The 19019-nt window shown below is 30.0% G+C and carries 16 protein-coding genes, 1 pseudogene, 1 riboswitch and 1 other annotated feature; of the genes and pseudogenes, 6 read left to right on the top strand and 11 right to left on the bottom strand.

Annotation, left to right across the window (positions count from 1 at the left end):
* Positions 1-45: 45 nt before the first annotated feature.
* From F3K33_RS14850 to F3K33_RS14900, 9 genes are all read right to left on the bottom strand, one after another.
* Positions 46-744: a response regulator transcription factor gene (locus F3K33_RS14850; protein ID WP_039771375.1), complete on the bottom strand. Its 699-nt coding sequence runs from the start codon at positions 742-744 to the stop codon at positions 46-48.
* Positions 745-918: 174 nt separating this feature from the next.
* A complete protein-coding gene (locus tag F3K33_RS14855) occupies positions 919-2373 on the bottom strand; it encodes an ATP-binding protein (protein ID WP_039771377.1) in 1455 nt (484 codons plus the stop codon).
* Positions 2374-2847: 474 nt separating this feature from the next.
* Positions 2848-4392 carry a DHA2 family efflux MFS transporter permease subunit gene (locus F3K33_RS14860; protein ID WP_039771379.1) on the bottom strand — a complete coding sequence of 515 codons (1545 nt, stop codon included), beginning with the start codon at positions 4390-4392 and terminating at the stop codon, positions 2848-2850.
* A gap of 8 nt (positions 4393-4400) precedes the next feature.
* Positions 4401-5054 (bottom strand): HlyD family secretion protein, encoded by a 654-nt coding sequence (locus tag F3K33_RS14865; protein WP_039771381.1) that lies wholly within the window; start codon positions 5052-5054, stop codon positions 4401-4403.
* Positions 5055-5069: 15 nt separating this feature from the next.
* Positions 5070-6056 (bottom strand): HlyD family secretion protein, encoded by a 987-nt coding sequence (locus tag F3K33_RS14870; protein ID WP_039771382.1) that lies wholly within the window; start codon positions 6054-6056, stop codon positions 5070-5072.
* Positions 6057-6619: 563 nt separating this feature from the next.
* Positions 6620-8194, bottom strand: a complete 1575-nt coding sequence (locus F3K33_RS14880; RefSeq protein WP_039771387.1) for a DEAD/DEAH box helicase — start codon at positions 8192-8194, stop codon at positions 6620-6622.
* Positions 8195-8431: 237 nt separating this feature from the next.
* Positions 8432-8623 (bottom strand): cold-shock protein, encoded by a 192-nt coding sequence (locus F3K33_RS14885; RefSeq protein WP_039771389.1) that lies wholly within the window; start codon positions 8621-8623, stop codon positions 8432-8434.
* A 596-nt stretch (positions 8624-9219) separates the two neighbouring features.
* Positions 9220-9747 (bottom strand): GNAT family N-acetyltransferase, encoded by a 528-nt coding sequence (locus F3K33_RS14895; RefSeq protein WP_243141288.1) that lies wholly within the window; start codon positions 9745-9747, stop codon positions 9220-9222.
* Between the two features lie 146 nt (positions 9748-9893).
* Positions 9894-10592 (bottom strand): FadR/GntR family transcriptional regulator, encoded by a 699-nt coding sequence (locus tag F3K33_RS14900; protein ID WP_039771391.1) that lies wholly within the window; start codon positions 10590-10592, stop codon positions 9894-9896.
* Between the two features lie 356 nt (positions 10593-10948).
* Between F3K33_RS14900 and F3K33_RS26795 the strand changes: the two are divergent.
* Positions 10949-11097 (top strand): annotated as a pseudogene (locus F3K33_RS26795) (YvrJ family protein).
* 88 nt (positions 11098-11185) lie between these two features.
* Here the strand turns inward: F3K33_RS26795 and nhaA are convergent.
* Positions 11186-12400 (bottom strand): Na+/H+ antiporter NhaA, encoded by a 1215-nt coding sequence (gene nhaA, locus F3K33_RS14910; protein ID WP_039771393.1) that lies wholly within the window; start codon positions 12398-12400, stop codon positions 11186-11188.
* 105 nt (positions 12401-12505) lie between these two features.
* Positions 12506-12561, bottom strand: a sequence feature (sodium ion sensor (DUF1646 type); this cis-regulatory element may regulate processes involved in with the transportation of sodium ions).
* A gap of 86 nt (positions 12562-12647) precedes the next feature.
* The gene (locus F3K33_RS14915) at positions 12648-13265 is read right to left on the bottom strand and encodes a GGDEF domain-containing protein (RefSeq protein ID WP_023975804.1); all 618 of its coding nucleotides are present in this window, start codon (positions 13263-13265) and stop codon (positions 12648-12650) included.
* Positions 13266-13578: 313 nt separating this feature from the next.
* A riboswitch (cyclic di-AMP (ydaO/yuaA leader) is annotated at positions 13579-13710 on the top strand.
* A gap of 119 nt (positions 13711-13829) precedes the next feature.
* On the opposite strand from F3K33_RS14915, the gene dapB reads away from it, so the two are divergent.
* From dapB to F3K33_RS14945, 5 genes are all read left to right on the top strand, one after another.
* Positions 13830-14690 carry a 4-hydroxy-tetrahydrodipicolinate reductase gene (gene dapB / locus F3K33_RS14920; RefSeq protein WP_039771395.1) on the top strand — a complete coding sequence of 287 codons (861 nt, stop codon included), beginning with the start codon at positions 13830-13832 and terminating at the stop codon, positions 14688-14690.
* Positions 14691-14766: 76 nt separating this feature from the next.
* Positions 14767-14949: a hypothetical protein gene (locus F3K33_RS14925; protein ID WP_241395457.1), complete on the top strand. Its 183-nt coding sequence runs from the start codon at positions 14767-14769 to the stop codon at positions 14947-14949.
* Complete coding sequence (ablB, locus tag F3K33_RS14930; RefSeq protein ID WP_039771397.1) at positions 14936-15790, top strand: putative beta-lysine N-acetyltransferase; 855 nt, start codon at positions 14936-14938, stop codon at positions 15788-15790. Before F3K33_RS14925 ends, ablB begins: the two co-directional genes overlap by 14 nt.
* A 247-nt stretch (positions 15791-16037) precedes the next feature.
* The gene (locus F3K33_RS14935; RefSeq protein ID WP_039771399.1) at positions 16038-17618 is read left to right on the top strand and encodes a chloride channel protein; all 1581 of its coding nucleotides are present in this window, start codon (positions 16038-16040) and stop codon (positions 17616-17618) included.
* 580 nt (positions 17619-18198) lie between these two features.
* A complete protein-coding gene (locus F3K33_RS14945) occupies positions 18199-18990 on the top strand; it encodes an SDR family NAD(P)-dependent oxidoreductase (RefSeq protein WP_012059135.1) in 792 nt (263 codons plus the stop codon).
* The last annotated feature ends 29 nt before the right edge of the window (positions 18991-19019 follow it).

Here is a 19019-nt window from a genome sequence, read left to right on the forward strand (position 1 = left end):
ATAAGTAATGCTTCTTATCTCATTTGTGATATTTTTAATAATTAACTATAATTTAAATCTGTATCCCGCGCCCCACACAGTCTCAATAAATTGAGGATTGCTACTATCTTCCTCAATTTTATCTCTTATTCTATTAATATGCACAGTAACAGTTGCAACGTCAGCAAAAGAATCCATGCCCCAAATTCTATCTAAAAGAATTGTTTTTGAAAATACGATATTAGGGTTTATTGCTAAAAATAGTAACAGTTCAAATTCTTTGTTAGCCAATTTAACTTCTTTATCAGCAACATATACCCTTCGTTCCCTTTTTAATATTTTTAATCTTTTAAATACCATGACTCCATTATCTATATTGTCTTTTTTACCAATTGAAGTCAGTCTATCATAACGCGCAAGATGTGCATTTACTCTAGCGACAAGCTCACTTGGATCAAAAGGCTTGACAATATAATCATCCGCTCCAAGATTAAAACCTTTTATTTTATCTACCGAATCCTTTTTAGCTGTAACCATTAGTATAGGTATCTCTTTATTACTTCTTATCTCTTTGCAAAGCTGAAACCCATCTTTACTTGGAAGCATTAAATCAAGCAGTATTAAATCAAATTCTCTATTCAATGCGAAATTTAATCCGTCTTCTCCATTAAATGCAATTTCAGTTTTAAATCCGCTTACCTCAAGATAATCCCTTTCTAGTTCTGCAATCAATTTATCATCTTCTATTATCAATATTTTTCGCATCTTCTTTTCTCCCATTATGTTTACATGCAATTAAGCCTGATAAACAATATAATTTTTCTTATAACAGTCAATATACGAATTCAAAGCAATACAATTCATTTTTTATCGTTTAGTACACAATTCCTTCTAGCTTAAGATATATTTTTATAAATTAAACTTTTTAGAGTATATATGCTAAATTTTATTATTAATCGGCAAAGTTATAATAATGGCTAATCCATTATCATTTTCAGCAGTAATTGTGCCATTATGAGCTTTTATTATATATTCGCAAATTGAAAGCCCAAGTCCACTTCCTTCACTTGAATTGGCTCTCGATTGATCTTCCCTATAAAAACTAGCAAATAGTTTTGACAAATTTTCTTCTAAAACCCCTGGTCCATCGTCCTTTATTTTTAAAACAACGCTGTCTTCCATTTCTTCTATGGTAATATCTACCTTACCATATTCTTTCACTTTGTATTTTACACTATTCTCGAGTATATTTGTAAGCACTCTTCGAATTTCTTCAAAATCCATTCTAATAAAAATATTATCTTTACAATTATTTTTATAAGTTAAATCAAGCCCCTTACCTCTAAATTCTGGTATAGCATTGCTAAAAAAATCTAAAAAGAACTCATTGCAATTTATATTTTCAAAGTTAAAAGGAAATTTTCCGGTATCTAATTTGGAAAAGAAAAATAATTTATCTACAAGCTTGTCCATATCACAAGTTTTACTATATATAATTTCATAATATCTTTCACATTTTTCATCTGTATTTGCAATTCCATCCTTTAATCCTTTTGAATATCCTTTAATTGTTGTTAATGGTGTACGTAAATCATGAGATATTCCTGCGACCAACTCCTTTCTATTTTGCTCATATTTTAGCTGCATATCAATTGATTCTTTAAGCCTTACTCTCATTTTATCAAAATCCCTACAAACTTTTGCAAATTCATCTGTCCCTTGATAACTCAGCTTAAAATCAAGGTTCCCTTCTTCTATTTGTCCCGCACCATAGCTTAGTAACTCTAAAGGTTTAATCAAACTTTTAGCTACTCGTGACGATAATATCCCATTAGTTAAAATAATTATAAGCAGCGCTACTATGAATACAACCCCCATGTAACTTAATAAAAAAGTTCTTGCTTCTGCTTTCATCTGCTGTCTGCTCATTAAATTATTATTTGATTTTACAGCAAGCATATTAATATTTTTTCCATCTTTAGTTAAACTATTTTTAACTAAACTAATAGAATTAACCTCGAGGACTATTGAATCTGAAGATGTAAGAACGTCTCGCTCAAGCTTGGACATAGCATTTTTATCAGCATCAGTTATATTAGAAAATATTGTGTCGCCGTCACTTGTAATTATAAAGTCATAACCGGCATTTTTAAGATCTTCCTTCGTCTTGTTATAATCATTAATTTTATCATAATTATTCCTAATTTCTTTATTATACATAAATAAAGTTTTCTGAATAAATGATATTCCACTATCCTCTTCAAAAACTTTTATTTTCTTACCATATATCTCTGTAAATCCTTCTAGAACTCCAACTGCAATAACTACTATCAATATTGCTGGAACTATCAACATAAAAATATTTGACATAGCCAGCCGTTTTTTTATCATCATAATTACAATATCTCCTTCTAATTTCTCTGTTAATCAAATACTTTTGCTAAAGTATGCCCCACCAAAATGGCTAATTTTTAGCTTACTCTCATAAATTAACATAATTATAATATAAAATACCACTTTATCCATCGTTAATCAATGTTAGTATTTTAATAATTCAATCATTCTAAACTAACCTATCAATAACTTCACAACCAATATGTCCACTTATAATAATATGGCCTACTGCTACTATAAAACTACTCATTTTTACACATCTGCTCCTTATATGTATAAATTTTCACTTTATCTAGGCATGAGATGAAAGTATAGCAGCTCCAAGGTCAATCTTTACCTTAGAGCTGTTATTATTAATGTATTAATAAATTTCATGAAAAATACGCTTACAATTGTAACTGCATATTTATTAATTCTATATCATTCTGACAATTAATGATTTTATTCGTAAAATACCTCATTAAGTCGTTTTTATCATTCTGCCACTGCTGCATCTGTTTCTTCTTGTTTGCCTTGTTTTAATAAAAGTGTTGGAATTATTACAATAGCAGTTATGATTGAAATTATAAACATTGTCTCATTAAGTGCTTGAAGCTGTGCCTGACTTGCAACTTCGCCAAAAATCTTACTTAAAGCAATTCCTTTAGCATCACTGCTTGATATCCCGCCCTTAATAAGGGTACCTTGAAGCATTTCAAATAGCTTCATGCTATTTTTATTAAAAGATGTCACTTGCGAAGCTAAGTTAGAATAATCGACCACATTTCTATGCTGCATAATACTTGTAATAATTGTGACACCTATGGAAGTTCCTACTTGCTTAACTGTATTAGTCAAAGCAGAGGCATTTGACATTGCTGCCTTTGGCAATCCGCTAAAACCTACTGTTTGAACTGGCGCCATAAGAAATCCTACGCCAAAACCTCTAATCATTAATAAGACTGTAATCTCTATATTGGCAGTATCCAACGTAATTTTTGACATACTATAACTGTTAATGCCTATCAAAATCAACGCAAATACAGCAAACAACCTAACATCAAATTTATTACCAATTTTCCCATACAAAACCATAGATATGGCTGTCGCTATTGCTTCTGGAAATAAAATCAAGCCTGTATTCATTGAATCAAGACCCTTTATTTGTTGAAGAAATATTGGCATTAGAAACACACCACCATAAAGTGCTAACATCGCAACATTCATTATAATATTACTCATACAGAAGGTATAATTCTTTAAAAGTTTTAAATCAAGCAATGGTTCTTCAATAAGTAATTCATTCACAACAAATATTAAAAGGCTGTAACATCCGACAATCATAAGCACGATATTTTTTATATCGTTCCAGTCCAAATCACTTTTGCCAAGTACATAAAGAACACATGACATTCCGATACTTGAAGTTAAAAATCCAATGATATCGAATTTCTTTGAAGACTTATGTTCTGATTTCTTAAATATAAGTATAGCCATTATTGTAGCCACTATTCCAACTGGAAGGTTTATAAAAAAGAGAAATCTCCAATTAAAATGTTGAATAATATATCCACCTAAACTTGGTCCTAAGGCAGGTGCTGCCATTACGCACATTCCCATTACCCCTATTGCCATTCCTAGCTCACTTTTATCAAAAGTAGTCATTAATATTGTCATACCAAGTGATATTATACAAGCTCCTCCAATTCCTTGAATTACTCTTGCAATTATCATTATAGTTTCATTCCATGAAACACCACACAGTAACGAACCTAAAGTAAATAAAATCAACGCAGTAACAAATACATTTTTAGTTCCAAATCTATCTCCAAAATAACTTGTTGATGGAATTGTAACTCCCAAAGTTAGAGTGTATGCACTAACAACCCATTGTATTTGATCTATTGATGCGTTAAATGTCTGCATCATTTTAGTAATAGAGATATTAATAATGCTTGTATCAAGATTTGCCATAAAAATTGACATGATTACAACACTCATAATAAGCCATTTAGATGAAGATTCTTTTTTATTTTCCATACTCCCACCTACTTTATATGTATTTTTATATCTGCATTTGTACCAGGTAGAAGATTAGCATCATTTTTCTCAAATTCAATTTTTACAGGTACCTTTTGAACAACCTTAGTGAAAGTTCCACCAGAAGAGGATGGTAGAAGTGAAAATGCTGAATTTGAAGCTTTTCCTATATACTCAACTTTGCCTTTAAATGATTTCCCCTCAAATTGATCAATTTTTATATCTACACTTTGTCCTTCATGTAATTTTTCAACCTTGATTTCTTCTATATTAGCAGTTATATAAAGCTTTTCTGGATCAGTCATTACAGCAAGTGTCGATCCAGCCGAAACATATTGTCCCTCCTCAGCTTCCTTTTTAATAATTATCCCATTAGTTGGTGCTCTAAGTAAGGCTGAATCAATATTAGCATCTGCTAAACCATTAGCATCCACACGACCTAAAATTTGATCTTTTATATCTTTATCCCCTTCTTTTGCATTAAATTCAAGAAGTTTACCTGATACTTGCGGAGTTATGCTGATAAAATCTCCGTCAACCTTTGCATCTTCTGTTGAAACAAAGTTTTCATTGTTATACCAGTAATAAAAACCTACTCCACCAAGGGTAATTAACATTGCACATAATATTAATAAAATTATTGTTTTACGTTTTTCTTTCATCCCTGTCATCCTTTCTTAGCCTTTTATACCAACTTCAGCAAACATACCTGGTTTCAATTGCCCCTTTGAATCTGTTAAAACTATTTTAACTAAAACATTGGAGTTTTGAGAGTTTAATGTTGAATTTATTACTGATATGGTTCCTTCAAATTCTGAATCTTCTATTTCGTATACTTTAACTGCTACAGTTTGTCCCTCTTTTAAATCTTTTACAATCCTTAGAGGCGCATATGCATTTACACACAAAGCATCTGGATTAGATATTGAGATAAGTGTGCTGCCAGGTGCTGCCATTTCGCCTTTATTTATATTCTTAACAGTAACATTACCTGAAATAGGTGCTGTAATGGTTCCATTATTTAATGCCACCTGCGCTGTTTTTACTGCTTCTTCAGCTTGATGTACTTGAGCCTTGTAAACATCTATACTTGTTTCTGTAGCACCATTTTTAAGCATTTCTAATTGTTCTTCTGCAGACTTTTGTCCTGACTCAGCTGAGGTGAGTTGCTGTTGTGCAGTTTCAAGCTGCACCTCTGTAGCTGCGCTAGCATCAACTAAAGCTTTTGTACGATCATAATTCTTTTTAGCAACATCATAGGTTGCTTTAGCGCTATCCAAAGTTGCTTGCGCTTGTGATATTTGTTCAGGCCGAGTGCTATTCATAGCATTATTTAAATTTGCATTTGCAGTATTTACTGCTGCCTGCGCTTGATCTACCTGTGCCTGAAGATCCTGAGTATCTAATGTAATCACAGCATCACCTTGATTTACAGTTGATCCTACATTAACTAATACATCTGAAACTCTAGCGGAAATTTTTGAAGATACATTAACTTGATTATCAGTCTCAATCATTCCAGCCATAAGATATATGGAATTTTGCTTATTAACCTCTTCTACTTGAATAGCATTTTCATTCTTATTATTTTTTACAGCGCATCCCGTAAAAAGAGAGGTTCCTATAAGCGTTGGTAATATAATTAGCAATACATATTTCTTCATAAATTAATTACTCCTTTAACAAACTAATTCATTTTATGCCTTCATTTGAAATTACATCTCGTATATCATCAGGTCTTATAATTTCAAAGATTGGATCTAAAACCTTAAATAGTACTATTAGATCTTCTCTTAATGAACCATAATCAGCGATTTCTAATTCTATTGATGGTGCTTGCCGGCTTATAGCAGCAAGTATAAGAAAATATTTTTGTGGCCATCGGAGATAAATCACCACTCTAATAATCCAATTAATAATCTAGAATTTACAAAACCTAAAGGTACGAATGTTATACTTCCTATAAGGTACCAAAGTACCTTATAGGAAGTATAACATTGGAAATTATAAAATGCAATACTAAATATTTGCAATAATAAATCATAATCCTTAATAGATGCAAGTTCCACCATTTTTTCTTTTTAAAGTGCATATTCTCAAGAATATATATTTTTTATAATATTACCATATTTGTTCTAGTGTTCTGACCCTATACTAAGAACAATAAAAAAATACCTATAGACCAAACACTTTCTTCATGTGTCTTGTTCATAGGTATAATTTTAAATTATCTTTTTGATTTTGTTGAAATTTCGACATTTAGCTTTCTTCCAGCAAATTTCTTTCCAGTGCAATGCTTCATTATGGATTCCGCTGCAGCCTCTGTTACATTTACAAATGAAAACTTTTCAAGAATATCAATATCTCCAACATCTTCTCTTTTTACCTTTGCATTCTCATTAAAGAAATCCACTAGCTTCCTTGGATTAATCTTATCCAAGCGTCCTACATTCAAAAACAGTCTCTTGTAATCTGTCTTCGAACCTATTTCATTTTCAGTATAGTCATAGTTCACTTCTTTACTATATACCATATCCATTAATGCCGCTGCTACTTCTACGAGGTTAAACTCTTCATCAAGTTCTGTTGCCATTGGTATAAATTTCTTATAACTATCCTGCTCCAAAGTTTCCTTTATCTTTGAAAACATATTTTTGTACTTTGAAACAAATATTTCATCAACAGTAGGAATTTCTCTTCTTCTTATCTTGCTTTTTATAACCTTTTCAATATGTTTAAGAGACATATATTCTCTTGCAGTAACCAATGTGTAAGCAACACCTTTTCTATTTGCTCTACCTGTTCTGCCTATTCTGTGAACATAGGATTCTACGTCCTGAGGCAAATCGTAATTTATTACGTGCGTTACATTTTCAACATCTATGCCTCTTGCAGCAACATCAGTTGCTATCAGGAATTCTAAATTTCCTTCTTTAAATTTTCTTAAGGTATTTATTCTCTGATTTTGATTCATATCTCCATGCATTCCTTCAGCAGTATACCCTCTTCCCTGAAGACCTTCAACAAGTTCATCAACGTTCCTTTTGGTCTTACAAAAGATTATTGCAGATGTAGGTTCATCAACATCAAGTATCCTACATAGTGTTTCAAATCTATCCTTGTTTTTAATTTCATAATAGTATTGATCCACTGTAGCTACAGTCATTGCATTTTTTAAAATGGCTATGTGTTTCGTTTCAGACTTCATATATCTTTTAGCAAGTCTTTTGATTTCTTCAGGCATAGTAGCTGAAAACAACATTGTCTGTCTGTCTTGATTTGAATTTTTTATTATTTCTTCTATATCATCAATAAATCCCATGTTTAACATTTCATCGGCTTCATCTAATACAAGAAATCTAATAGAGCTCAAATTTAAAACTTTTCTTCTTATTAAATCCAACACTCTACCTGGAGTTCCTACTACTATATCTATCCCTCTACGTAAAGCTGAAATCTGCCTGTCAATAGGTTGACCACCGTATACAGGAAGCAACTTAATCTTAGTAAATTTAGCTATACGATTCAATTCATCATTTACCTGTATAGCAAGTTCTCTTGTAGGCGTTAGTATTATACTATTTACCTTACCATCTTGCTTTCCAATTCTGCTTAATATTGGTGCACCAAATGCCAGTGTCTTTCCTGTTCCTGTTTGTGCCTGCCCAATAACATCATGACCTTCTAAAAGAACTGGTATTACCTCAGCTTGAATCTTAGAAGGTTCTTCAAATCCCATTGCATCAATGGCCTTAAGAATACTCTCATCAAGACCTAATTCACTAAATACCTTATTTCCCAAATTAACCCCTTCTTTCTTTTTTATAAATTTATCTGATCTCTAGACAATGTAACACTCCCACCTCTTTTTAGGTTGTAGATAACAGTAACATGCCCTAAGATTGGTTCAACTAAGATTCAGATGGAGATTCCAATCCCCCACCTTAATCAAATTTTACTTTATTTCAATAAAAAGCCACCTTAAAACAAGGCGGCAAAAATCACCTATTATGTTGTTAATAAACATCAAGAAGCTATTTTATACTTTTTGAATATTGGTTGCTTGAGGACCTTTTGTACCTTTTTCAACATCAAACTGAACTTTATCTCCTTCTTGTATACTAAATCCTGAAAGAGAAGATGAATGTACAAAAACATCTTTTTCTCCCTCTACCTCTATAAAACCAAATCCCTTTTCTGAATTAAAAAACTTTACTGTACCTGTTTTCATAAATATCCTCCTTATAAAAATATTGTATTTTGATTTGTCAAGCATATCATCACTTGTAGAAGCAAGTTATGATTTATAGTTTACTAGACTTTTCCCATTATTAAGTATTCCCAACATTTCATAAAACAATACTTTTATAAGAACAAAGTAAAATATACATACTTATTAATTTTTATTTTCCTGGCAATTAATATGATTATTTCTGCTTCATGATTGATTTTTGCATATAAAATTCTGAAAATTTACAAAAAAGGCATGCCAAGTATTTCTAACTGACCTACCTTTATTGGTGCTTTCTAGTAATATTATGGATATAATTATAGTAACATATTATTAGAGAAGAATCTATGTTTATTAGGATTTTCTTTCCATAAATCTTAAATTTACAGATTAGATATTTATTATCACTTTTTTCTAACTCAAAGAATAATCCACTAATTCATCAAAATTAGTTTCTACATCTAGCATTAAAATAAGCTCCTTGGTTTTATCCTTTATAGTATTATATGTGATTTGATTGTTTGTATACAAAATGAGAAATTTAGGAAATAAAAATATCTATTTTTCAGCTTCAGATTTTAATAAATAATATAGATTCAAATCAACAACATCTTGTCCCTTCCAAGTATATCCCTGCCTAATTGTCCCCTCTTTAATAAAACCATTTTTTTCAATACATTCTGGGATTTAATATTTTCTGGCATTACAAATGCTTGTATTCTATTAATTCCAATGTCATTAAATAAATAGTCTACCATCACCCTTACAGCTTTAGTCGCAATTCCATTACCCCAAAACTTATTGTTCAACCTATAGCCTATAGTTATCATATTTACCTCGTTAGAATAATCAAATATCTCTGCTATTCCAACAACCTTCTCCGGTTCATTATTTAGACATATGCCAAGAAATATGCATTTTTTCTTATGAAAATCTCTCTCAAAATGTCCTATCATATTAACAACGGTATTTTTATTCTTTTTAATCATTACAGGAGAATATTTAAAAAGTTCTTCATTTCTATATATTTCGAAAATTTCGTCAAGGTCAATATCAAAAATTTTTCTTAGTGTTATTTCATCATCTGAAATATGAGGAAATTGTTCATATGGATTTTTATTCAAATTATCTTACTCCTCCCATTCTCTCAGTGGCTTGTCTAAAATATATAATATCTTCTTCAATTAGATATGAAATCTTAACACGTAGCGTTATTAAATTTTTTAAGATCACTCTTATAAGATTTTATATTTTCATTTAGAACACAATTCTAATTTTCGTATCCATAAGATTTCCTAATTAGATCGAAATGTTCTTGCATAGCATTGTAAGCTAGTGACTCATCCCTTTTCTTTAAATTTCTTAATAAATTCTCATGTATCCATAATAAGCTTTCTTTGGTATTTCCCTCATGAAAAATTTGCATTCTAGCATTCCGTATGAATTCGTCTACAAGTTGAGATATAACATTAAGTACATTAATTAATAATACATTTCTTGAAGCCTTTGCAATTAATTGATGGAACTTAATATCTAATTCAACACTTTCTTCTTCACTACTAGCAACATACATCTTATCCAATAACTCTGTTAAGATTTTAAGCTCACCATCGTCTATATTCTTAGCTGCTAATTTAGAACATTGAAGTTCTAGTGTTTCCCTTAAATCATACATTTCTTTTGGCGAACTCTCCTGCAGCATAAACATTATTGAAAGAGGTTCAAGCAAAGAGTTATTAAAATTTGTTCGTATATAATTTCCAGCTCCATGCCTGCTTTCTATTAATCCTATGACTTCTAAAGCCCTCATCGCTTCCCTCACAGATGCACGCGATACCTCAAGAGATTCTGCCATTTCTCTTTCTGTCGGCAATTTATCTCCCTTTTTTATTTCTCCATATTTTATTTTATCCTTAATTTTCTCTATAACTTGATCATATACTTTTGGATTTTTATTAGGTACAAGCATATGTTATGCCCCCTCCTTTTCTTATTGATATTTCTTAATACATTATACATCAATTTTCTAAATTCTAATATTCTGAAGAACATGTATTCTTCTATGGTAACATTCTTCACAATATTTATTCTTTGCCATATTAGCATCATACGATATTTAAACATATATCCAAAGCTCATATTTAAAAAATGGCACTGTATTACTTTCATGAAAGCGCTACTATGAATTGCAATTGATAATATCGAAAATTTAACAATTTTAAATATTCTATTGTTAAACTAGTCATCAAATATCAACTTGTATTTAAATTCACCATGTTAAATATACATGTTAGCCATATATCTTTAATAGGAGGTGATAACATAATGGATACTAATGAATTAATTAGTATCGTGGCTAACAATGGTTTTCCTATAGCGGTAACTGCATATTACTAATCCGCTTGGAAAAACAAATTGGAAGCCTATCTAATTCAATTAATAAATTAAATACTATAATATCAGCAAAACTTTGAATAGCTCTAGATGTAACTCTTAGTGATGATTCTAATAAAGTGGCTTAAGTAAAGGCTATAAACATTGAAAATTCAATGCTTATAGCCTTTAGCTTTGTTTGTAGTTTAATTTCTCATTTTTAAAATTTATAAATTTAAATACTATTGTACCATATGTTGCAGCTAAAATTGATGCAATCATAATACACATTTTTGCTTCAGATAATATATTGGCATCTGCAAATGACAATGATGACACAAATATTGACATAGTAAATCCAATGCCACCAAAAACACTTGCACCATATAAATGTCTTTTGGTTACATTAGATGGAAACTTAGCTATTTTCAATTTTATTAAAATAAATGAAGTTCCAAATATACCAATTTGCTTTCCTACAAAAAGACCAAATATAATTCCTAATGAAGCTGGTGAAAACAAACTGCCTGAAAAATTATCAGTATTAATTATTATACCTGCATTTGCAAACGCAAATATTGGCATAATCAAAAAGCTAGACCATGGTGTTAAAATATGTTCGAGTTTATACAATATTGAAGTTTTAAATTTATGAATATTTTCTCCAATTGGCAATGACATGCCTAGTAAGACTCCTGCAATTGTTGCATGTATACCGGATTTTAAAAGACAAATCCATAGAATTATACCTAAAATAATATAAATAGATGTATATTTAATTTTAAATTTATTAGCCAAGATAAGCGTAGTAAAAACTATTAATCCTAATAAAAGCGCTATCCATGAAATTTGACTATTATAAAATATTGCTATTACTATAATAGCACCCAAATCATCAACTATAGCGAGCGCAGTAAGAAATACAACTATTCCTTTTGGAGCATTTTTTGCAACTAAAGAAAGCATTCCAAGTGCAAATGCAATATCTGTTGCCATGGGTATCCCCCATCCTGTAATGGTTGGCTCCTTATAGTTAAATAATGCATAAATAATTGCAGGCACAATCATTCCTCCTATAGCTGCAGATATTGGAAGTATTGTCCTTTTAAAAGATTTTAGTTCACCAAACACAACCTCTCTTTTTATTTCCATACCAACAACTAAGAAAAATATAGCCATCAATCCATCATTAATCCAGTGAAGAACTGACATTGATAATGAAAACACACCATATCCAATCGTTATATTTGTGTGGAATATATGCTCATAGCCTCCTGAAAAGCTCGAATTTGCAATCATAATTGCTGCAATAGCGCAAATTAAAAGAATTATACCACTAGAAGACTCACTTTTTAAAAAGTATAAGAATGGACTTAATATTTTAGTTTTTATTTTATCTTTCATTATTACCCTCCTTTTTAATGCGATGCTAGCTAGAATATTACTTAAAAATGTTTTGGCTTTATTAAAAATCTCCATAAAAAAAAGAGGCGGTAAAACTCAAAAAAGAGCTTCCCACCCCAGAAACTAATTGCTTGAAAACAAATTATATAATTTGCCCAACCGTATCTAACCACATTAATTCATTTTATATTATATATTATATTACACATTAATGTAATAATCAAGATTTGCTCAATGCGCTTAATGACTATTTGCTATATTTTTTAAACAAATCATCTAGGGCTTCTCTAAGAAGAAATGCTTCGGTTCTATCAGTTGCTTTTGACAACCTTGATAATCTATCAAGTTGAGTCTTAGTGAAATAATTAGATTTTAGTACCATACTCTCTGCTTCAGAAAGACATACTCTATTCTTACCTAATTCTTTTGCCCTAAATAATGCACTATCAGCTACTCTAAAAAGTTCAACTACATTTTTAGCATCTCTTGGATAACTCGCTACACCGAAACTTAAAGTAAAATAAACATTATCATCAGAATTTTCATCTAAATTAAATGTATTATCTGATAAATACCTTCTTATTTCTTCAAGCTCCATAAAGCTTCTTTCCGCTCCCTTTTTTACAAGTAATATATTAAATTCATCACCTGATCTAAATACCATATCTGTTGAAGATAAATTGTTATTTAAAATTGAAATAAGCTTTTTTATTACCTCATCTCCAATAGAGTTACCATATAAATTATTCAAATTCTTAAAATCATCAATATCTGCAACAACTATGCTAAAAGGACCTTCATTATTAGATATTAATTCCTCCATTTTAATTATTAATTCCTCTTTTGATGTAAGCTTGTTATCCATAAATAACCTCCATATATAATTAACTACTTATTATAAATCACTCTATTTTCTTATAAATATACCATGACTTAATTATACTAACACCAACATATATATGCGTCAATATATACTAAACATTAATATCCTTTTTGCTATGCCATATATTCAAAAATCCTATGAATATTTAAAGTTATTTATTATAATTTCTAAAATATTAAATTCATATGTATGTTAAGCAAAAGCCAATATTTGATTTAATATATACATATCTATATATATTGACATATATATGTTGACATGATATGCTTATATACAGATAATGACAAAAAAAAGAATAATTATAACGCTGAATCTTTTTGAGCGGGAGAACCATTTTTTGGGGTGAATCTTATTTTAGGATAAGTAGGGTTATTTTTCTTCAATCCGAATCCGTCAGCTAATCTCGTAAGCGTTGAAGAGAAGTTTTTGTATACTGCTAATATACTTTTTTTTAGTATACCCATAAATATTATTGCTTAATAAGCTATAGAGACTTCTCTATAGCTTATTATTTTTTAACTAGTAATTTAAAAAAGGAGGCTTTTTATGTTAAAAGTATGTTTAATTGGACTTGGAAAAACAGGAAAAGAAATTGCAAAAATGATATTCAACCAAAGGAATATGAAAATTGTAGCTGCCATGTGCAGCCCTGGGAGCTTGAAAAAGCATATTGATCTAGGTGAAGTAATTGGAATTCAAGAAATTGGTATAAAAATTGAAGGAACTAATAAACTAGAAGAAACACTTGTACTTTGCAGGCCAGATGTTGTAGTCGATTTTTCTACGCCTGAAGCTACTTTAAAGAACTCTAGAACAATATCTCAAATGGGGATTAATATGATAATAGGTACCACAGGATTTTCAGAAGTAGATTTAGATAAAATAAGAAATCTAGCCTATAGAAATCACACTGGCATAGTGTATGCTCCCAACATAACTCTTGGAGTAAATGTGCTGATGATATTAACCAAATTAGCTTCCATCCTATTAAATAATTATGATTTTCAAATTTCTGAGATACATCATAGAGAAAAAAAGGACATTCCATCTGGTACTGCTTTAAAGATAGCTAATGAAATAAAAGATGGGTTAGTTTACTTAGGTAAGGATATTTCTAAAGAAAATATTCCAATTAATTCAGTTAGAGCTGGTGGTGTTGTTGGAAAACATGAAGTTATGATTGTTGGAGAAAATGACAGAATTACAATTTCTCATGAATCCTTTTCGAGAAAAGTTTTTGCCAGTGGAGCAATCCATGCAATAAGTTTTATACAAGATAAGATTGGATTCTATGAAATGAGTGATGTTTTAAGCCTATCAAAGATAATAAAAGATTTATATGCTCATGAAAATAATTTTGACTCTAATAATAATCTTGATAGTCTAATAGCAGCAGATATTCAATAATCAATTAGAATTTACAATTAAATATGTTAACGTTTGAGAGGAGTTTTTAATTTGTAAAAGAAATTATGAAGGTACATTGTGCACCTATACTGAACCTTCTGATAAAAGCCATGAATGCAAGAATTGTGGAATATGTGATAAATTTAAGAAAGACGAATATAAAGGTCTTGAAAAACTCTATAGGGATGAAAGAATTTGTCTGACGCCAAAAAGTAACGTTAGAATGAAAAGGAGAGAACAATTTTATGAGAGCAGATAGATGCGACTTAAACAATGATTATTATACTAAGATAGATCGTACAAAAGCCTTTGTTGATTTAACAAATAAACGTCTAAAAATACTTGATTTAAATGCTATTTCGCTTCAAAGTCTTAAAAGAATAATTCATTTTTCATCAAAACTTCACCTAGGAAAAATTATATGCAATTCTAACAAAGAGTCTTTGGAATCTTTTGTAAGTGCTGGCTTTGCTATAGAAGGTAGAATTAATGGATATTTTAAAGGTGAAGATGCATTTTGTATGTCTTATTATATTAATAGTGATAGAAATATATGCAGTAATTTTACTCAAAAAGACCTACTCGTAAAGCAATGTCTAAGTTTGCAAAACAGCTATGTATACAATAAAAATAATCAGGTATATCAAATAAGAACTGCTACTGAAAACGATATTCCTGAAATGATCAAGCTATTTTCTACAGTATTTTTAACTTACCCTACCCCTATATATAATCAAAATTATTTAAAAGAGACTATGAATAATAAAATTTTATATAAAGTTGCCGTTTATGATGAAAAAATAGTTAGCATAGCTTCAGCAGATATGGATATGGAAAATTTAAATGCTGAAATAACAGACTGCGCTACTTCTCCTGCATATAGAGGTAAAGGGATTCTTGCAAATGTAATCTATTCTTTAGAATGCGATCTTAAAGCTAAAGGTTTCCTTACTTTATATAGTTTATGTAGAGCTATAAACCCTAGTATAAACTTTGTATTAAGTAAGCATAATTATAAATTTACAGGAAGAATGGTAAACAACTGCAATATATGTGGCACTTTTGAAGATATGAATATTTGGGTAAAGAATATTAATTAATAATTGGAGCTTAAGCTTAAATTATAATATATTTAATAAGAACTAATTGACTGCTTTTTCAGTTTTAGAGAAAAGGCAGTCTTTTTTATATTTATAAACTAGTGCAAATTTGTTATGAATTATTCACCTTTAATAAAATTAAAAATCACATTAACTATTAACATGTTCTCATACATATGATAACATATATATGTTTGTATAATTATATAGCAAATAATTTTCATATAAATAAATTGGAGGAATAGAAATGGAAAAAAAACAGAGTACCTATAGCACTTTGTTTCATTGGCATAGTTTTAAATTAAAACTTGTATTTGAAGGAATATGCATAGGTATGGTCACTGGTTTAGTAATTGTGCTATATCGTTTAGCACTTGAAGAAGCAGGATATCTTTTAAGTTATATTTATAAGCTTATATCAATTAACCCCATTATTCTATTACCATGGATTATGCTGCTGATAATCATTGGCTACATAGTGGGATTGATGGTAAAAAACGAACCTATGATTAGTGGTAGTGGAATACCTCAGGTTGAAGGAGTTTTACTTAGGGAACTAGATATGACTTGGTGGAAAGTCATTCTCGGTAAGTTCTTTGGAGGTGTCCTTTCAATAGGTTCTGGCCTTTCATTAGGAAGAGAAGGTCCTTCTGTTCAATTAGGTGCAGCAATAGGACAAGGATTTAGTAAAGTCTTTAGAAGAATAAAAATTGAGGAAAAATATCTTATTACTAGTGGTGCTAGTGCAGGACTCGCAGCTGCATTTAACGCTCCTTTAGCTGGAGCAATGTTTGCATTAGAGGAAGTTCATAAAAACTTTTCACCATTAATTTTACTTTCTGCACTCTCCTCTGCATTATCAGCAGATTTTATTGCAAGCAGCTTCTTTGGACTAAAACCAGTATTTAATTTTGGAGCTTTTGCTACATTGCCACTAAACTTTTACTTTTATGTAATCATATTAGGTGTAATTGTAGGATTTCTCGGGGTCCTTTTTAATAAAGTTCTTTTAAAGACGCAAAACCTATATATAAAACAAGCTTGGCTAAAAAAAGAATTTAGAATTATAATTCCTCTATTATTATCAGTAGCCCTAGGTCTTTTATTACCAGAAGCTTTAGGTGGAGGTCATGAACTAATAACTTCATTAACTGAATATAAATTTTCTTTAATATTATTAGTTATTATTCTAGTTATTAAATTTTCATTTACTATGGCTAGTTTCGGCTCAGGTGCTCCCGGAGGAATTTTCCTTCCGCTACTTACAATTGGAGCACTAATTGGAAATGTATATGGCGAAGTTCTTATTCACATTGCTCACTTAGATAGCATTTACATAAATAATTTTATAATCTTAGCTATGGCTGGATATTTCGCCTCAGTAGTAAAATCGCCAATAACAGGAACAATCCTAATTACCGAAATGACAGGTTCATTTAACCATTTGCTTGCTTTGGCTATTGTCTCGGTAATATCATATATTGTAGCAGACCTTCTTGCTTCTAAGCCTATATATGAAGCTTTACTAGAAAAATTTCTGCAAAATCAAGGTGATAGAACACCCATTGGCGATAAGATAAATAAAGCTATACTGGAATTTGCTGTATGTATAGGATCGAAGTTAGATGGTAAACAAATCAAAGATGTAAAATGGCCATCTCGCTGTCTCCTCGTAGCAGTTAGACGTGGCGAAAATGAAATAATTCCTAAGGGAGATACTGTTATTTTGCCTGGAGACTATTTAACTGTCTTAACTAATGAGGATAGAGTTCCTAAAATAAATGATACCCTATTATTAATGTCTGAAACTTCTGACACTCTAAAATAAATATATTATAATTTAATTTGTCTTTTAAATAAAAATAAACAGGTATGATTTCTTTATATAAAATCATACCTGTTTATTTCTTTATATGCCGTTCTTTCATATACTAATGTTTCTTTTATTAGACTTTACAAAGTATATAACAATATTCAAGAAGGTAATACTAACTTTACTATTACCCCTAATATAAATATAACTATTGGTTTCACATATTCTTGTATTGGTGCTTTATTACGAATAATTGGCGCTATCCAAAGAGTTGATGAAGAATCTCAAATAACCATTTTATAATCAAAAGTCTAATTTATTAGACATATAATACATCTGTATTTTTAATTTCATAATTAAATAGTTTTAAAATAAAATACCGCAAATTCCTATTGTGAACGTGCGGTATTTAAGCTATATTAATTTAATTCATCTATAGATATATTCACTCTATTAATATTTTTGTTAAATATAGAGATAATAATAACGTAACTCTTACATAAATGTATTCATATAAATTGCATTTTTAAGTTTTTATTCAAAAATACAATTTATAAATATCATATACTATACTTAAGTAAATTAAGGTGATCTCATGAAAAAAATTCTAATTACCGGCTGTGGTTCCGGTCTTGGACGTAAAGCTTCATTTGCTTTAGCAAATAGAGGTCATTATGTCTATGCAACAACTCATACTGAAGAACAAGCCAATGAAATTAACTCTTTCAATAAAAAATATAACCTTCCTATTGAAAGCTTTAAATTGGATATTTTAAATAGCAATGATAGATTGAAGATAACTAATCTTGAAATTGATGTTTTAATAAATAATGCAGCCATTGGAAATTCAGGTTCAGTGGCTGAAGTGGATTCTGATATATATCGGGAAACTTTTGAAACAAACGTTTTTTGTCCAATTGAATTGACTCAACTTGTATTAAAACAAATGATTCCTCGAAAAAAAGGAAGGATAATTTTTGTATCATCTTTGGCTGGACGCTCCCCCATTCCATTTTTATCTCCATACTGCGCAACTAAATTTGCACTGGAATCCATATGTCCGTCTTTAAACGAAGAGCTTAAAGAACTTAAAAATGTTAATATTCCTGTAATATTAATAGAGCCAGGAAGCTATGCTACTGGATTTAATCAAAAAAATATATCAAAACAATTTAATTGGATGAAGATTCATTCTTATTTCAAAAATAATATACATTCCCTAGAAAACAAGCAATATACATACTTTAAGCTGACAGAATCCACTAATTTTGATTCTATTATAGATAAATACATAAAAGCAGTAGAAGACAGATATCCAAAGGAAAGATATGTATCCCCTTCAAGCCAAGGTGCTTTCATTAAAATTAAAAACATCCTAAAAAAATAACAAAAAAAAACCAATAGAACTTAGTAATT

The sequence above is a fragment of the Clostridium beijerinckii genome (assembly GCF_008705175.1).
Taxonomy (GTDB): domain Bacteria; phylum Bacillota; class Clostridia; order Clostridiales; family Clostridiaceae; genus Clostridium; species Clostridium beijerinckii.

Excerpts from the sequence above, each read along its gene's own strand:
- F3K33_RS14850 (WP_039771375.1), bottom strand. The coding sequence starts at position 744 with ATGCGAAAAATATTGATAATAGAAGATGATAAATTGATTGCAGAACTA.
- F3K33_RS14855 (WP_039771377.1), bottom strand. The coding sequence starts at position 2,373 with ATGATGATAAAAAAACGGCTGGCTATGTCAAATATTTTTATGTTGATA.
- F3K33_RS14860 (WP_039771379.1), bottom strand. The coding sequence starts at position 4,392 with ATGGAAAATAAAAAAGAATCTTCATCTAAATGGCTTATTATGAGTGTT.
- F3K33_RS14865 (WP_039771381.1), bottom strand. The coding sequence starts at position 5,054 with ATGAAAGAAAAACGTAAAACAATAATTTTATTAATATTATGTGCAATG.
- F3K33_RS14870 (WP_039771382.1), bottom strand. The coding sequence starts at position 6,056 with ATGAAGAAATATGTATTGCTAATTATATTACCAACGCTTATAGGAACC.
- F3K33_RS14885 (WP_039771389.1), bottom strand. The coding sequence starts at position 8,623 with ATGAAAACAGGTACAGTAAAGTTTTTTAATTCAGAAAAGGGATTTGGT.
- F3K33_RS14900 (WP_039771391.1), bottom strand. The coding sequence starts at position 10,592 with ATGCTTGTACCTAATAAAAATCCAAAAGTATATGATCAAGTTATAGAG.
- nhaA (WP_039771393.1), bottom strand. The coding sequence starts at position 12,400 with ATGAAAGATAAAATAAAAACTAAAATATTAAGTCCATTCTTATACTTT.
- F3K33_RS14915 (WP_023975804.1), bottom strand. The coding sequence starts at position 13,265 with ATGGATAACAAGCTTACATCAAAAGAGGAATTAATAATTAAAATGGAG.
- dapB (WP_039771395.1), top strand. The coding sequence starts at position 13,830 with ATGTTAAAAGTATGTTTAATTGGACTTGGAAAAACAGGAAAAGAAATT.
- ablB (WP_039771397.1), top strand. The coding sequence starts at position 14,936 with ATGAGAGCAGATAGATGCGACTTAAACAATGATTATTATACTAAGATA.
- F3K33_RS14935 (WP_039771399.1), top strand. The coding sequence starts at position 16,038 with ATGGAAAAAAAACAGAGTACCTATAGCACTTTGTTTCATTGGCATAGT.
- F3K33_RS14945 (WP_012059135.1), top strand. The coding sequence starts at position 18,199 with ATGAAAAAAATTCTAATTACCGGCTGTGGTTCCGGTCTTGGACGTAAA.